The following is a 14581-nucleotide window of genomic DNA, read 5'->3' as shown; positions in this document are numbered from 1 at the left end:
CAATAAAATGAAAGTTGTAGTTTGCATTAAGCAGGTCCCTGATACAAAGGGCGGCGTTAAGTTCAAACCCGATGGAACATTGGATAGAGGTGCAATGCTTGCTATCATGAACCCTGATGACAAAGCAGGTCTTGAGGCAGCACTTAGATTAAAGGATCAGTATGGCGCAGAGGTTACAGTTCTTACTATGGGACTTCCTAAGGCTGATGCTGTTCTTAGAGAGGCTATGGCAATGGGTGCTGATAAGGCTGTTCTTGTAACAGATAGAGTACTCGGTGGTGCTGATACTTGGGCAACATCTTCAACAATTGCTGGAGCACTTAGAAATCTTGATTATGATCTCATCATCACAGGCCGTCAGGCTATCGATGGTGATACAGCTCAGGTTGGTCCTCAGATTTCTGAGCACCTTCACCTTCCAGTAATCTCATACGCAGAAGAGATTAAGGTTGATGAGAAGGCTGGAACTGTAGAAGTTAAGAGACAGTTCGAGGATAGATATCACATCGTAAAGGCTAAGATGCCTTGTCTTGTAACAGCTCTTTCAGAGCTCAACGAGCCTAGATATATGACTCCTGGCGGAATCTTCGATGCTTTCGACAAGGAAGTTACAGTTTGGGGAAGAGCAGATCTTAAGGATGTTGACGATTCTAACCTTGGTCTTAAGGGATCACCTACACAGATCGCAAAGGCTTCTGATAAGGTTAAGAAGGGTCAGGGTGAAAAGGTTACTCCTGATTCAGCTGACGAAGCAGTTCAGTATATCGTAGGTAAGCTTACAGAGAAGCACGTCATCTAAAATTTGTTTAAGAAAAAGGAGAAAAGTCATGTCTTTAGAAGAATATAAGGGTGTATTTATATTTGCTCAGCAGGTAGACAATGAGCTTTCAAGCATCGCGCTTGAGCTTCTTGGCAAGGCAAAAGATCTTGCTAATGACCTTGATGAGAAAAAAGTAACTGCTGTACTTCTTGGAAGCGATGTTAAGGGTCTTGTTGACAAGCTTGCAGAGTATGGTGCAGATAGAGTAATCGTAGTTGATGATCCAGCACTTAAGGATTACAGAACAGAGCCTTACACACACGCTCTTACATCTGTTATCAATGAGTACAAGCCAGAGATCCTCCTTGTTGGTGCTACAGCAATTGGTAGAGATCTTGGTCCTAGAGTATCATCAAGAGTACATACAGGTCTTACAGCTGACTGTACAAGTCTTGAGATTGGTGATTTCCCTCTTGAGCCATCACCAGCTAGAGAGACAAAGCATAAGCAGCTCCTTATGACAAGACCTGCATTCGGCGGTAACACAATCGCTACAATCGCTTGCCCAGACTTCCGTCCTCAGATGGCTACAGTTCGTCCAGGCGTTATGCAGAAGATTGATCCTATTAAGGGTGCTAAGGCTGAGGTTATTGAGTTCAACCCAGGTTTCGAAGAGAATAACTGCTATACAGAGATCGTTAAGATCGTTAAAGAAGCTTCTTCAGTTGCTGATATCCAGGCTGCTAAGATCCTTGTATCTGGTGGACGTGGAGTTGGTTCAGCTGAGAACTTCAAGATCCTTGATGACCTTGCAGAGGCTCTTAACGGAACAGTTTCTTGCTCACGTGCCGTTGTAGATTCAGGCTGGAAGCCAAAGGATCTTCAGGTAGGTCAGACAGGTAAGACTGTTCGTCCACAGCTCTACTTCGCAATCGGTATTTCTGGAGCAATCCAGCACGTTGCAGGTATGGAAGAGTCAGATATCATCATCGCTATCAACAAGGATGAGAACGCTCCTATCTTTGATGTAGCTGATTATGGTGTTGTTGGAGATCTTAACAAGATCGTTCCAGCTCTTACAAAGAGCATCAAGGAAGCACTTGCTTCTAAGAACTAATTTATAGAATTATTGAGGAGCTCAGGTTTTGCCTGAGCTCCTTTTTTAGTATATAATTACTAAAGTTAATTTTTAGAAAGCAGGAACAAGATGGATAAGAAGCAAAAACTACTAGACCTTATTGATAAGGCTGGAAAAGGAAGTATAGAGGCTGCAGAGAAGATTGCAGTTGGATATTATAAAGGCGATTTTGGAGAAAAAAATCTCACTAAAGCTAAGAAGTGGGCTTCATATGCTGCAAAGCACGGCAGTGAAGTGGCAGAAGAATTGATGGGGAAACTATAAGGAGCTAATATGAAAAGCATTTTAGATTACGAGACGGTTGCACTTGTAGATGAGGATGATGCCATTGAGATCATAGATCAGACTCTTTTACCAGGTACTATTGAGACTATAAGACTTCATACAGGCAAAGAGATATGGGATGCTATATATCTTTTACAGGTAAGGGGCGCACCAGCTATCGGTGTCACTGCCGGATTTGGACTGTATCTTCTTATGAAGCATTCAGAAGCTGCCAGCTATGAAGAATTTATGGAAGAGCTTAAGGAAAAGAGCGACTATCTAAATTCTTCAAGACCAACAGCTGTTAATCTTTCATGGGCTCTTAAGCGTATGGAAAGCCATGTAGTTGAGTTTACAGGAACCGGTAAGTCTTTTGACCTATCAAAAACTATAGAAGAGATGCGTGCAGAATCTGAGAGAATCAAGGCTGAGGATATTGATGTTTGCAGACGCATTGGTGAAAATGGCTTAACGCTCATAAAGGATGGCTATGGACTTTTGACGCATTGCAACGCTGGTCAGCTTGCTACCTGCAAGTATGGAACAGCTACAGCGCCTATGTATCTTGCTCATGAAAAGGGCATGAATATCAAGGTATACTGCGATGAGACAAGGCCTCTTTTACAGGGAGCAAGACTTACTGCGTTTGAGCTTCATTCTGCCGGAATAGACACAACTCTTTTATGCGATAACATGTCTGCTTCACTTATGAAGACAGGGGCTATAAATGCTATATTTGTAGGCTGTGACAGAGTTGCGGCTAATGGTGATGCTGCCAACAAGATTGGTACAAGCGTTGTTGCAACTGTGGCTAAGAGATATGGAATACCTTTCTATGTATGCGCACCAACTTCAACTATCGATATTAACACCAAGACTGGCGATGATATCAATATTGAGCAGCGTAAACCTGAGGAAGTCACAGAGATGTGGTACAAAGAGCGTATGGCTCCAGAGGGCGTTAAGGTATATAACCCTGCCTTTGATGTCACAGATAATGAACTGATCACAGGAATCGTAACTGAGTATGGAGTTCTCAAGTCACCATATGACGTGGCAATCAGGAAACTTTTTGAAGAACACAAAAATCGCTAAAATTTTAACCCCCTAGGGGGCTTGTGAGCCTTATTTTTCTTGACTTATACTAAATGTGTTGCCAAGGTGTATTTTGTTCATATCCAGACAATATACACAGAAACTTATATAGCGCGCATATAAGTTTCGAAAAATAAGAATTAGAGTACCATGGGGGTAAAGAATTATGCATATGGCAGATGCGTTGGTTGCACCAGCAGTTGCGGGCACCATGTATGTTTTATCAACAGGAACAGCAGGTCTTTCTGTTAAAAAAGTAAGAGAAGAAAATGACCCAAAGAAGATTCCGGTTATGGGAGTTATGGGAGCTTTTGTATTTGCAACACAGATGCTCAATTTCACAATTCCTGGAACAGGTTCATCAGGACATCTTTGCGGAGGTATGATGCTTTCAGCAATGCTTGGACCTTTCGCTGGATTCCTTACTATGATCGGAGTATTACTGGTACAGTGCCTCTTATTTGCAGATGGAGGTTTACTGGCTTTAGGATGTAATATATGGAATATGGCCTTTTACGGGTGCTTTGTGGGAGCGCTTCTGATATGGAAGCCATTTATGAAAAAAGGTGCCTCAAGGGCAAAGATAATCGCAGCATCAATTATAGGATGTGTGCTGACACTTCAGATGGGAGCATTTTCAGTTACAATCGAAACTCTTATATCAGGCATAACAGAGCTTCCGTTCTCAGTATTTGTAGCTACTATGCAGCCGATTCACTTAGCTATTGGATTTGTTGAGGGACTTATTACAGCTGCAGTGCTTGTTTTTGTATATGAGGCTAGACCAGAACTGTTATGGGGCGTTGGTGAAGAGACAACAGCCAGAGAAGGAAAGCTATCATTCAAGAATACTATTATTGTTATTGCAGTACTTGCAGCAATCTGCGGCGGCATTGTTTCACTCTTTGCTTCAGCTTTCCCAGATGGACTTGAGTGGTCTATGGAACAGGTTGCCGGAACATCAGAATTAGAGGCAACTGGCGGAGCTTATGAAACAGCAGCAGGTATTCAGGAAACAACATCACTTCTTCCTGATTATGCTTTTTCTAATAGTGAGTCTGTACTCGGCACAAGCTTTTCTGGTATAGTAGGAGCAATAGTAGTTGTCCTTATTACCGTAGGAGCATGCTATGCGTTCAAGTTCTTTAAGAAAAAAGAGGCTTCGAACTAATAGCTGATTTATTAAATGAGTTCTATTGAAAAGAATTTAAATGAATTAAGTAAAATTCAAGAAATGCAGCAGCGTTCTCATTGGATGAATGAACTTCATCCTTTGGGAAAGCTGCTTGTTAGCGTTTTATACATAGTTTTAGTGGCATCTATTAACAAGTATGATATCGTTACACTGATCCTTATGTCAGTGTATCTTGTGTTTATATTTGTGATAGGTGACCTGTCTTTTAGGGATGGGATATACCGAATGAGGCTGGTTTTGCCTCTAGTAATATTTGTTGGTATATTCAATCCTTTTTTTGATAAAACAGTTCTTTTCTATATTGGTAAAATTGGAATAACTACTGGAATGCTTTCTATGCTCACCCTTGTAATAAAGGGGGTGTATACTGTGCTTGCAGCATATTCTCTTATAATAACAACCTCTATCGATGACATCTGCTATGCGTTTGGATGTATAAAAATGCCTAAGATAATGATATTAGTCATAATGCTGATATACAGATATTTTGGAGTTATGGCAGAGGAGGCTGGAAGGATAACAACGGCCTATAGCCTAAGAGCTCCATCACAAAAAGGTATCCAATATAGTGCCTGGGGAACTCTTGTGGGTCAGTGGCTGCTTCGCAGTATGGACAGAGCAGAACGAGTATATGAAAGTATGCTTCTTAGAGGCTTTAAAGGGGATTTTAACACAGTCAAAAAGAAGGTTAAGAAAACAGACATTATCTTTCCTGTTGTATGGATTGTAATCTTTATTTTGATCAGGTGGAGAGTTGTTTTATGAAGACTGGTATACACGGAGAACTGTTAAAAATTGAAAACTTAAGCTTTACCTATGAAGATGGCAATAATGTACTTCAGGATATAAGTCTGACAGCTAGAGATGGCGAGAGTATAGGCGTAATAGGAGCAAATGGAATCGGCAAGTCAACTCTTATGAAGCTATTAGTGGGGCTAAAGCTTGATTACACAGGTAAGCTCACAGTGGCAGGTCATGAAGTCAATAAAAAGAACTTAAATCATATCAGAGAACATGTGGGATTTGTTTTTCAAGACTCTGATAGTCAGCTCTTTTTGTCTAAAGTAGAAGATGACGTAGCTTTCGGCCCTCGTAATTATGGGCTTTCTGAGGACGAGGTCCAAAGAAGAGTTACTGAAGCTCTTGAGAAGGTACATGCTACACATATTAGAGATAAGCACACCTATAAGCTTTCTGGCGGCGAAAAAAAGCTTTCCTCTATAGCTACGATCCTTTCCATGGAGCCTGATATCATCATCATGGATGAACCTTCTATCGCCCTTGATCCTAGGAACAGAAGAAATCTGATAGGTATACTTAATGAACTAGATGTTCTTAAGATCATTACTTCTCATGACCTTGATTTCATCATGGATACCTGCAAGAGGACGATTCTTTTGGATGAAGGCCGCATTATTGCTGATGGGGATACTAATACGATATTGCGTGATAAAGAACTTCTGGAAACTCATGGCCTAGAGCTTCCGCTCAGTTTAAATACACGATAATTATATTCAATAAAACGATAAAAAATATGTAAAATCATTGAGCCTATGGGCTAGTAATGGTAGAATAAAAGTGGTATGAGGTCATAGTGGGCTCTACCACTTCTTTTAATTCACAAAAACGGAGGATAACATAATATGGCAAGAAAAGTAGTTTTGGCCGGAGCTTGTAGAACAGCTATCGGAACAATGGGCGGAACATTATCAACAACACCAGCACCAGCTCTTGGAGCAATCGTTGTTAAGGAGGCTCTTAAGAGAGCGGGCGTTAAACCAGAGCAGGTTGATGAAGTATACATGGGATGTGTAATCCAGGCAGGACTTGGACAGAACCCAGCTAGACAGGCAGCTATCAATGCAGGTATTCCTGTAGAGGTACCAGCAACAACTATCAACGTACTTTGCGGATCAGGACTTCACTGTGTAAACCTTGCTGCTAAGCTCATTGGAATGGGCGATGCAGACATCATCGTAGCAGGTGGTATGGAGAACATGTCAATGGCTCCTTATCTCATGCAGCAGGGCCGTTATGGATACAGAATGGGATCAGGAGAGCTTCAGGATGCTATGATCAAGGATGCTCTTACGGATGCATTTGGCGGATATCACATGGGTATTACAGCTGAGAACATTGCTGAGCAGTGGCACCTTACAAGAGAGCAGCTTGATGAGTTTGCTGCTTGGTCACAGAACAAGGCTGAAAAGGCTATTGCAGAAGGCAAGTTCAAAGAAGAGATCGTACCTGTAGAGATCAAGACCAAGAAAGGTACTATTGTATTTGATACAGATGAGGGACCAAGAAAGGGCGTTACTGCTGAAGGTATCTCACATCTCAAGCCAGCATTCAAGAAAGATGGCGGCGTAGTTACAGCAGCTAACTCTTCAGGAATCAATGATGCTGCTTCTGCAATTATCGTTATGAGTGAAGAAAAGGCAAAAGAGCTCGGAGTTAAGCCTTTAGGAACATGGATCGCTGGTGAGCTTGCAGGTGTTGAGCCTAGCATCATGGGTATCGGACCTGTAGCAGCTACACAGAAGGTTATGAAGAAGGCAGGATATTCAATCGGTGACTTCGAACTTATAGAAGCAAATGAGGCTTTTGCTGCACAGTCAGTTGCTGTTCAGCATGACCTTGGATTTAGCAATGATGTACTCAATGTAAACGGTGGCGCTATCGCTCTTGGACATCCAGTAGGATGCTCAGGAAACAGAATTCTTGTTTCTCTTCTTTACGAGATGCAGAGACGTGACGCACACAAGGGTCTTGCAACTCTTTGCGTAGGCGGCGGAATGGGATGTGCTGCGATAGTAGAGCGCTAATACTTCACTACTTCTTTTGACGGAGGTATGTATGGCAGATCGCTATATTCTTGTTGTTGATGATAATGAGATCAACAGAGGCATTCTGGCAGAGATATTCAAAGAAAAATATAATATCCTTGAGGCTGGAAATGGCATAGAAGCAATCAAGATGATGGAAGAAAACGAAGGCAAGCTTGCTGCTATCCTTCTTGATATTGTAATGCCAGAAATGGACGGCTATGCTGTTTTGGAGACCATGACACAAAAGGATAACTTAAATGAGACTATCCCCGTACTTATGATCACGGCTGATACTTCTACTGAAGCGGAGAGAAATAGCTATCAGAAGGGTGCTGCTGATGTTATACATAAGCCTTTTGATCCTGTTATCGTTGATAGACGAGTATCTAGAACTATAGAGCTCTATGATCACAAGAATAATCTTGAAATTCAGGTAGATGATCAGACCAGAGTCCTCAAGAAGCAGTATTTGTATCTTAAAAAGCAGGAAGAAAAATTGCAGTCCAGCAATGAGAAGGTTATAGACACTATTGCTACGATTGTTGAATTCAGAAGTATGGAATCAGGATACCACTTAAAGCGCATCAAGGGCTTTGTGCGTATCCTGGCTCTTACTGCTATGAACAATTATCCGGATCTTGGACTGACACCGCATATTATAGACGTCATGACTCAGGCTTCTGCTATGCACGATATAGGTAAGATAGCAGTTCCGGATTCAATCCTTCTAAAGCCCGGAAGACTTACATCTGAAGAGTTCGAGGTTATGAAATCTCACACTACACGAGGATGTGAGATCATTGAAAGGTTAAAAGACATTCAGGAAAAAGAGTACTATGAGATGTGCCTTGATATCTGCAGGCATCACCATGAGAGATGGGATGGCGGCGGTTATCCTGATGGACTTAGGGGAAAAGAAAATTCTATAGCAGCTCAGCTTACAGCAATCTCTGACGTTTATGACGCCTTAGTGAGTGATAGGGTATATAAGTCTGCATATCCTTTGGATAAAGCCTTTGAGATGATCAAGGATGGAGAATGCGGCGTATTTTCACCTGAAGTACTGGCATGCTTTGAATTTGCAAGACCTGACATGGAAGCTCTTGTAAACCAGACCAAAGCCGAGGAAGCGGCAGAAAATGGTGGCTATTCACCTTATGAGAATTAATTGTTGACAAAGATATTTGCCGCGAATATAATATAACATGTTGTCGCAAGACATGAGTGCGTGTAGCTCAGCTGGATAGAGCGTCTGGCTACGGACCAGAAGGTCGTGGGTTCGAATCCTGTCACGCACATTAGAATGGATGCATCTGGTTTCAGATGCATCCTTTTTTTCTATAAAAAAAAGAATGGATATTGTATAATTTAATCTATGATGAAAAAATTTGAATTAATTGCTCCATGCCATTTTGGTCTTGAAGCAGTACTGAAAAAAGAAATAATCGATCTGGGATATGATATTACTGAGGTTTCGGACGGCAGGATCTCTTTTGCTGGAGATGCTGATGCTGTATGCCGCGCCAATATCGGACTTAGAACAGCTGAGAGAATTCTTATCAAGGTAGGAAGCTTCCATGCTGAGACCTTTGAGGAACTCTATCAGGGTACTAAGGCTCTTCCATGGGAAGAATTTATTCCTGAGAGAGGAAAATTCTGGGTAAAAAAGGCTTCTAGTGTCAAAAGTAAGCTCTTTAGTCCATCAGATATCCAGTCCATCATGAAAAAAGCCATCGTCGAGAAAATGAAACAAAGCTATCACACAGACTGGTTCAAGGAAGACGCTGAAGATTATCCTATCAGAGTTTTTCTTATGAAGGACGAAGTTACTGTAGCACTTGATACAACTGGAGATTCACTGCACAAGAGAGGCTATCGTAGACTTGAGTCTAAGGCTCCTATAGCTGAGAACCTTGCTGCAGCTCTTGTCATGCTGACACCTTGGCGAGGAGACAGGATACTTGTGGATCCTTTTTGTGGTAGTGGTACATTCCCTATTGAGGCTGCCATGATGGCTGCTAATATTGCACCAGGTATGAATAGACACTTTACAGCTGAAACTTGGAAGCATCTTATTACTCCTCAGAACTGGACAGACGTACGTGATGAGGCGAGGGACGAGATCATTACTGACATTGAGACAGATATTCAAGGCTATGACCTTGATCCTGAGATGGTTGAGATAGCTAGGATCAATGCCAAGAAAGCTGGCGTAGACCACCTTATCCACTTCCAGGCTAGAGATATCGCAGATCTTAGCCACAGGAAAAAGTACGGCTTTATCATTACCAATCCACCATATGGTGAGAGAATTGGTGATCAGAAAGAGCTTCCAGCTCTATATAAGACTATTGGAGAGAGATACAAGGCTCTTGATTCATGGTCTATGTACCTTATTACCGGCTTTGAGCAGGCAGAGAAATATATTGGCAAAAAAGCTGATAAAAACAGAAAGATCTATAACGGCATGATCAGGACCTATTTTTATCAGTACATGGGACCAAAGCCACCAAAGAGAACAAGTAACTAATTGCAACTTATGATGGGATCAGATAATGAATAATTCGGAAATGAAAAAGATGGCGATCAGAACAGCCGTCTTTGGGGTAGTTTCTATTGCTGTGATGCTGCAAAGATCAGCAACCAAGCATATTATGATCACAGATGCTGCAGGAACTCATGTGGATAGAGGAAATGCTGAGGATTCCTACAACATTCTCATAGACAGGAATGTTACGGATAGTCAATCCGGTAAGCTCATTATTCCGCTTGCTAAGACTGTCAGCTCTGATGATATCATTCTTGAAGATAAATATATCGATCACGAACTCAAGATCTACATTGAGAGCCGCGAAGAAGGGTTTTACCTTGATAACGCGGTTCTGACGGATCTTGATATCTTAGAAAGCGCTGTTTGCTATGCTGAGAATGACACGGGAAGCGTTTGTCTGGATTTTAAATTTGACGGTTTATACGCAAATGCCAGCTCTCTAACAGAAAACAGCACTATAGAAGTTTCTTTTGCAAAACCAAAAGATATGTATGAAAATATAGTAGTTGTGGACTGTGAAAGTGAGGGGGCAGGAAATAGTCGGGCCCTTCTTGATATGTCCCTTGCTGTACGCGGCATTGCAACAACAGACGATGACAATAATATCAAGTTTTATTACACGAGACTTTCTGATGATGAAGCTGATATTGAGAAAAGATGCGCTCTTATAAAGGATAGCGGGGCGGATTTTGTTGTGGAGCTTAAGCTTGGTGGAAAGGGTGTATCGTCTTTTTACAACGGGCAGTATTTCCTGAGAGACTTTAATAACGCCGAATTTGCCAATATCCTTGAAAAAAACTGTGCATATAAGTTAGGCGCTTCAGCTGAAGGCGTGTTTGAGGATGACGGAAGTGATCAGGTCCTTTGCTGTACAAAAGTTCCAGCAGCCAGAGTAGAAATAAGCAAAGATTACTCCGGCGCTGATGATAGTAAAAAAATAGCTGAGGGAGTGTATCAGGCAATCCTGGAGGCTTTTGAGGAGAAAAAATGAGAATAGTATTTGCTACTGGAAACAAGAATAAAATGATTGAGATCCGCGAGATATTAGGAGATCTTGGAGTAGAGATCCTTTCCATGAAGGAAGCAGGAGTGGAAGGTGATGTAGAGGAAAACGGTACAACATTTGCTGAGAATTCTCTTATCAAGTCTAAGGCGGTATATGAAGAACTCAAGGCAAAAGAACCGGAAAAGGCAGCAGAAACTATAGTTCTTGCAGATGATTCTGGACTTGAGATCGATTATCTTAACAAGGAACCTGGAATCTATTCAGCTAGATATATGGGAAAAGATACATCATATACAGAAAAGAACAACAATCTCATCGAAAGATTAAATGGTGTTCCTGATGAAAAGCGTACAGCCAGGTTTGTTTGCGCTATATCAGCTTTTTTACCTGATGGAAGCAGTCTCTCAACACTTGGTACCATTGAGGGCAGAATAGGCTATGAAATAGCCGGAGAAAATGGTTTTGGATATGATCCTATTTTCTATTTGCCTGAATATGGAAAGACCAGTGCAGAGATCTCTCCGGAGGAGAAGAATGCCATCAGCCACAGAGGTAAGGCACTTAGGGAGATGGAGAAACTTCTGAGGGAAAAGATATCATAAAAGGCAGCGGGGAGTTTTGGAATGCGTAAGTACTTGATCGTTAGTGATACACATGGGAGAGATGATAATTTTTATGACGTTTTGGACATAGAAGAGCCATTAAATGGAATCATCCATTGCGGAGATTTTGAGGGCTCTGAAGGCAAGTATGCGCTTGCTGCAAATTGTCCGGTTTATTTCGTTGCAGGCAATAACGATTTTTTCTCGAACTTGAGTAGAGAGCTGGAGTTTAAACTTGATGGCCACACTTTTTTTGTAACTCACGGACATAACTACATGGTAAGTATGGATCTTGAGTATATTAGGAGCGAAGGAATTTCAAGAGGAGCAGATATTATTTGTTTTGGACACACACATAAACCGGTGGCAAAAATTATTGGCGGAGTGTATGTGTTCAATCCTGGCAGTCTTTCTTACCCAAGGCAGGAGGGCCGAAGACCAAGCTATATCGTGCTTTCAGTGGATGATAACCATGAAATAGAATATGAAATAAAGTACTTATAAGAACGCAAAAAAACTTAGAAAAAACTTGAAAAAATGTGTTGACATTGTAGTGAAAATCATTATATAATAAATCTCGCGTTACGGCTTAGGGCATAACGCAAAGCGAGACGGGGTGTGGCTCAGTTTGGCTAGAGCACCTGCTTTGGGAGCAGGGGGTCGCAGGTTCGAATCCTGTCACCCCGACTTTTAAGAAATATCACTGGTTGATTTTTCTTAAAGCCGGTGAGTTTCTTAATTTACATATAGAATGTGATTTACATGCGGGTGTAGTTCAATGGTAGAACACTAGCCTTCCAAGCTAGATACGTGGGTTCGATTCCCATCACCCGCTTGAGCAAAGTACTTGATACGATGCTTGGGTACAGAGCACTTTTACAATAAGTATCTGTTACATGTGTCCGTAGCTCAGCTGGATAGAGCAACGGCCTTCTAAGCCGTGGGTCGGGGGTTCGAATCCCTTCGGGCACATTTGAACACTTGGAAGATTAAAATCTTATCATGTGTAAGCCATGGGGTTGTACTTGATTAGCAAATATGGAATAGTACAAATCCCTTTTTGTTTATTATGGTGGCTATGGCGCAGTTGGTTAGCGCGCCAGATTGTGGTTCTGGAGACCGTGGGTTCGAGTCCCACTAGCCACCCTATTTGTAATTGCTCCAGCGAGATGCGCAAAGCTCTTACAATCTTGGGCTATCGCCAAGCGGTAAGGCACAGCACTTTGACTGCTGCATACGACGGTTCGAATCCGGCTAGCCCAGCTAGGTGTGACGGAGTTATGCACCGAAGAAGTACAAATATGATATGGGATATTAGCTCAGGTGGTAGAGCACTTGACTTTTAATCAAGTTGTCGGGGGTTCGAATCCCCCATGTCTCATTATTTAAAACCTTGGAAATTTTCCGAGGTTTTAATTACATAACGGCAAGTATTATGCGGATGTGGCGGAATTGGCAGACGCGCTAGATTTAGGTTCTAGTGTCCCCGACGTGCAGGTTCAAGTCCTGTCATCCGCATTTTGTTTATGATTAGGTGGGAAGTGTATTGCTTTCCACATTTTTTTTGCGTAATAATAGTAGTGTGTTGTTTTTTTATTTGGAGATCTAAATTATGGAAAGTACCAAGAATAAAGTCATAAATGGTCCTATCTGGACCAGTATGTTATCATATTTCTTTGCTCTGATGCTCGGGGCATTTTTTCAACAGTTATACAATACAGTTGATGCCGTTATAGTAGGTAGAGTAGTTGGCCCTGATGGACTAGCTGCTGTAGGAGGATCTGCAGCAACAGTTGTGAATCTGTTTGTTGGTTTCTTTATTGGACTTTCATCTGGTGCGACAGTTGTAATTGCTCAGTTCTATGGGGCAAGCCGCACAGAAGAGGTTTCTAAGGCAGTTCATACAGCTATTGCTCTGGCTATCTTAGGAGGTGCTGTTATTACAGTTATAGGCCTTGCTACAGCGGGATGGGTCATTGATATCATGAAGACACCATCAGAGATTGTAGATGCTTCAGCAGTGTATTTAAGGATCTATTTCATTGGCATGATACCAAACCTTGTATACAACATGGGGGCAGGTATTTTAAGGGCTGTAGGAGACTCTAAGAGGCCTCTGATAGTGCTTATCATTAGTTGCTTTGCAAATATCATCCTGGATATGTTTTTTGTCATTGGACTTGGTATGGGAAAAGTCAGTGTTACCATGGGTGTTGTTGGTGTCGCTGTTGCAACAATACTATGTCAGCTGATTAGCGCTATTATCGTCCTCATTATGCTGGTTAAAAGTAATGACACGTATAAACTAGCCATAAATAAAATACGCCTCGATATGGGCATGCTAAGGCGTATAATTCGCATAGGCCTTCCAGCAGGTATTCAGTCAACTATGTACACCCTTTCAAATATGTTGATACAGACATCTATCAATGAACTTGGTAAGGAGTATACAGCAGCCTGGGCAGCTTACGGAAAGATAGATATTCTGTTCTGGATGACCATAAGCAGTCTTGGCACTTCGGTTACAACCTTTGCAGGTCAGAACTTTGGTGCGGGCAAATATGATAGAGTGCATAAGAGCATGAGAACAGCCTTTATCATAGCTCTTACAATAACAATTCCTCTTAGCTACTTATTGTACTGGCACGGCGACTTCCTGCTTAGAATCTTCGTAGAAGACGTCAACGTAATCTATGTAGGAATCCAGATGATACGCTTCCTTGCACCTTTTTATTTCACTTACATCGGTGTGGAAGTCTTCTCCGGAGTCCTCCGCGGAATGGGAACAGCATTTGTACCAATGATCATCACGTTAGGCGGTATTTGCATCCTTCGTGTAGCCTGGATACTTATTGCCTTCCCTATAAGCAAAACAGTAGAAACTGTAGAATTTAGCTATCCACTTACCTGGATAACCACATCAGTCTTATTCTTCTTCTATTTCATTTATTACACTAGAAAAAAGAATATTAGATAAACTCTTACTTAATTAAATTCAAAACACATTTTTATTAGATAATAAAAAATAGTTAATAAGAAAATAGTCATTAAGTAAATAGAATACTTGAAGCTTGATTATTTATACCAGACAGCTGAGATAGGCATTAGTTAAAGCTCTACTGAACGATTTATTTTTTCAGCA

General features: G+C 41.5%; 14 protein-coding genes and 8 tRNA genes. All 22 read left to right on the top strand.

Annotated elements, in window-relative coordinates; genetic code table 11:
- Window positions 1-7 precede the first annotated feature (7 nt).
- The 22 genes from bhn_RS11760 (at window position 8) to bhn_RS11655 (ending at window position 14416) form a co-directional block, all read left to right on the top strand.
- The gene (locus bhn_RS11760) at window positions 8-799 is read left to right on the top strand and encodes an electron transfer flavoprotein subunit beta/FixA family protein (protein WP_071176870.1); all 792 of its coding nucleotides are present in this window, start codon (window positions 8-10) and stop codon (window positions 797-799) included.
- A 28-nt stretch (window positions 800-827) separates the two neighbouring features.
- Window positions 828-1877 carry an electron transfer flavoprotein subunit alpha/FixB family protein gene (locus bhn_RS11755; RefSeq protein WP_071176869.1) on the top strand — a complete coding sequence of 350 codons (1050 nt, stop codon included), beginning with the start codon at window positions 828-830 and terminating at the stop codon, window positions 1875-1877.
- 90 nt (window positions 1878-1967) lie between these two features.
- On the top strand, window positions 1968-2162 hold the full coding sequence (locus bhn_RS11750) for a hypothetical protein (RefSeq protein WP_071176868.1): 195 nt from the start codon (window positions 1968-1970) through the stop codon (window positions 2160-2162).
- A 9-nt stretch (window positions 2163-2171) separates the two neighbouring features.
- On the top strand, window positions 2172-3257 hold the full coding sequence (gene mtnA / locus bhn_RS11745) for an S-methyl-5-thioribose-1-phosphate isomerase (RefSeq protein ID WP_071176867.1): 1086 nt from the start codon (window positions 2172-2174) through the stop codon (window positions 3255-3257).
- A gap of 166 nt (window positions 3258-3423) precedes the next feature.
- The gene (locus tag bhn_RS11740; RefSeq protein ID WP_071176866.1) at window positions 3424-4428 is read left to right on the top strand and encodes an energy-coupling factor ABC transporter permease; all 1005 of its coding nucleotides are present in this window, start codon (window positions 3424-3426) and stop codon (window positions 4426-4428) included.
- Window positions 4429-4443: 15 nt separating this feature from the next.
- Window positions 4444-5217, top strand: coding sequence for a cobalt ECF transporter T component CbiQ (gene cbiQ, locus bhn_RS11735; protein WP_071176865.1), 774 nt, complete (start codon window positions 4444-4446; stop codon window positions 5215-5217).
- The gene (locus bhn_RS11730) at window positions 5214-5960 is read left to right on the top strand and encodes an energy-coupling factor ABC transporter ATP-binding protein (protein ID WP_071176864.1); all 747 of its coding nucleotides are present in this window, start codon (window positions 5214-5216) and stop codon (window positions 5958-5960) included. The genes cbiQ and bhn_RS11730 overlap by 4 nt, the downstream gene beginning before the upstream one ends.
- Before the next feature lie 135 nt (window positions 5961-6095).
- Window positions 6096-7277: an acetyl-CoA C-acetyltransferase gene (locus bhn_RS11725; protein WP_071176863.1), complete on the top strand. Its 1182-nt coding sequence runs from the start codon at window positions 6096-6098 to the stop codon at window positions 7275-7277.
- Between the two features lie 31 nt (window positions 7278-7308).
- On the top strand, window positions 7309-8448 hold the full coding sequence (locus bhn_RS11720) for an HD domain-containing phosphohydrolase (RefSeq protein ID WP_071176862.1): 1140 nt from the start codon (window positions 7309-7311) through the stop codon (window positions 8446-8448).
- A 56-nt stretch (window positions 8449-8504) separates the two neighbouring features.
- Window positions 8505-8578, top strand: a tRNA-Arg gene (locus tag bhn_RS11715).
- A gap of 80 nt (window positions 8579-8658) precedes the next feature.
- Window positions 8659-9810 carry a THUMP domain-containing class I SAM-dependent RNA methyltransferase gene (locus bhn_RS11710; RefSeq protein ID WP_071177520.1) on the top strand — a complete coding sequence of 384 codons (1152 nt, stop codon included), beginning with the start codon at window positions 8659-8661 and terminating at the stop codon, window positions 9808-9810.
- A 25-nt stretch (window positions 9811-9835) separates the two neighbouring features.
- The gene (locus bhn_RS11705; RefSeq protein WP_071176861.1) at window positions 9836-10822 is read left to right on the top strand and encodes an N-acetylmuramoyl-L-alanine amidase; all 987 of its coding nucleotides are present in this window, start codon (window positions 9836-9838) and stop codon (window positions 10820-10822) included.
- Window positions 10819-11439, top strand: a complete 621-nt coding sequence (rdgB, locus tag bhn_RS11700) for an RdgB/HAM1 family non-canonical purine NTP pyrophosphatase (protein ID WP_071176860.1) — start codon at window positions 10819-10821, stop codon at window positions 11437-11439. The genes bhn_RS11705 and rdgB overlap by 4 nt, the downstream gene beginning before the upstream one ends.
- A gap of 21 nt (window positions 11440-11460) precedes the next feature.
- Complete coding sequence (locus tag bhn_RS11695; RefSeq protein ID WP_071176859.1) at window positions 11461-11943, top strand: metallophosphoesterase family protein; 483 nt, start codon at window positions 11461-11463, stop codon at window positions 11941-11943.
- Window positions 11944-12051: 108 nt separating this feature from the next.
- A tRNA-Pro gene (locus tag bhn_RS11690) sits at window positions 12052-12126 on the top strand.
- A 77-nt stretch (window positions 12127-12203) separates the two neighbouring features.
- Window positions 12204-12274: transfer RNA gene (locus tag bhn_RS11685), tRNA-Gly, on the top strand.
- Window positions 12275-12337: 63 nt separating this feature from the next.
- Window positions 12338-12411, top strand: a tRNA-Arg gene (locus bhn_RS11680).
- Between the two features lie 100 nt (window positions 12412-12511).
- Window positions 12512-12585: transfer RNA gene (locus tag bhn_RS11675), tRNA-His, on the top strand.
- A 45-nt stretch (window positions 12586-12630) separates the two neighbouring features.
- Window positions 12631-12702 (top strand) — tRNA-Gln (locus bhn_RS11670).
- A 45-nt stretch (window positions 12703-12747) separates the two neighbouring features.
- A tRNA-Lys gene (locus tag bhn_RS11665) sits at window positions 12748-12820 on the top strand.
- Between the two features lie 56 nt (window positions 12821-12876).
- Window positions 12877-12957 (top strand) — tRNA-Leu (locus bhn_RS11660).
- 94 nt (window positions 12958-13051) lie between these two features.
- Window positions 13052-14416: an MATE family efflux transporter gene (locus bhn_RS11655; RefSeq protein ID WP_071176858.1), complete on the top strand. Its 1365-nt coding sequence runs from the start codon at window positions 13052-13054 to the stop codon at window positions 14414-14416.
- The last annotated feature ends 165 nt before the right edge of the window (window positions 14417-14581 follow it).

The organism is Butyrivibrio hungatei, from assembly GCF_001858005.1.
In the GTDB taxonomy this organism is placed as follows: Bacteria; Bacillota; Clostridia; order Lachnospirales; family Lachnospiraceae; genus Butyrivibrio; species Butyrivibrio hungatei.
Note: the sequence above shows the minus strand (reverse complement) of the source record. Positions and strands in the feature narration are given on the sequence as shown.

Bases quoted from the DNA above. Each gene is read 5' to 3' on its own strand.
- cbiQ (WP_071176865.1), top strand. From the start codon at position 4,444: ATGAGTTCTATTGAAAAGAATTTAAATGAATTAAGTAAAATTCAAGAA.
- bhn_RS11750 (WP_071176868.1), top strand. From the start codon at position 1,968: ATGGATAAGAAGCAAAAACTACTAGACCTTATTGATAAGGCTGGAAAA.
- bhn_RS11725 (WP_071176863.1), top strand. From the start codon at position 6,096: ATGGCAAGAAAAGTAGTTTTGGCCGGAGCTTGTAGAACAGCTATCGGA.
- bhn_RS11655 (WP_071176858.1), top strand. From the start codon at position 13,052: ATGGAAAGTACCAAGAATAAAGTCATAAATGGTCCTATCTGGACCAGT.
- bhn_RS11755 (WP_071176869.1), top strand. From the start codon at position 828: ATGTCTTTAGAAGAATATAAGGGTGTATTTATATTTGCTCAGCAGGTA.
- bhn_RS11695 (WP_071176859.1), top strand. From the start codon at position 11,461: ATGCGTAAGTACTTGATCGTTAGTGATACACATGGGAGAGATGATAAT.
- bhn_RS11720 (WP_071176862.1), top strand. From the start codon at position 7,309: ATGGCAGATCGCTATATTCTTGTTGTTGATGATAATGAGATCAACAGA.
- mtnA (WP_071176867.1), top strand. From the start codon at position 2,172: ATGAAAAGCATTTTAGATTACGAGACGGTTGCACTTGTAGATGAGGAT.
- rdgB (WP_071176860.1), top strand. From the start codon at position 10,819: ATGAGAATAGTATTTGCTACTGGAAACAAGAATAAAATGATTGAGATC.
- bhn_RS11705 (WP_071176861.1), top strand. From the start codon at position 9,836: ATGAATAATTCGGAAATGAAAAAGATGGCGATCAGAACAGCCGTCTTT.
- bhn_RS11710 (WP_071177520.1), top strand. From the start codon at position 8,659: ATGAAAAAATTTGAATTAATTGCTCCATGCCATTTTGGTCTTGAAGCA.
- bhn_RS11740 (WP_071176866.1), top strand. From the start codon at position 3,424: ATGCATATGGCAGATGCGTTGGTTGCACCAGCAGTTGCGGGCACCATG.
- bhn_RS11730 (WP_071176864.1), top strand. From the start codon at position 5,214: ATGAAGACTGGTATACACGGAGAACTGTTAAAAATTGAAAACTTAAGC.
- bhn_RS11760 (WP_071176870.1), top strand. From the start codon at position 8: ATGAAAGTTGTAGTTTGCATTAAGCAGGTCCCTGATACAAAGGGCGGC.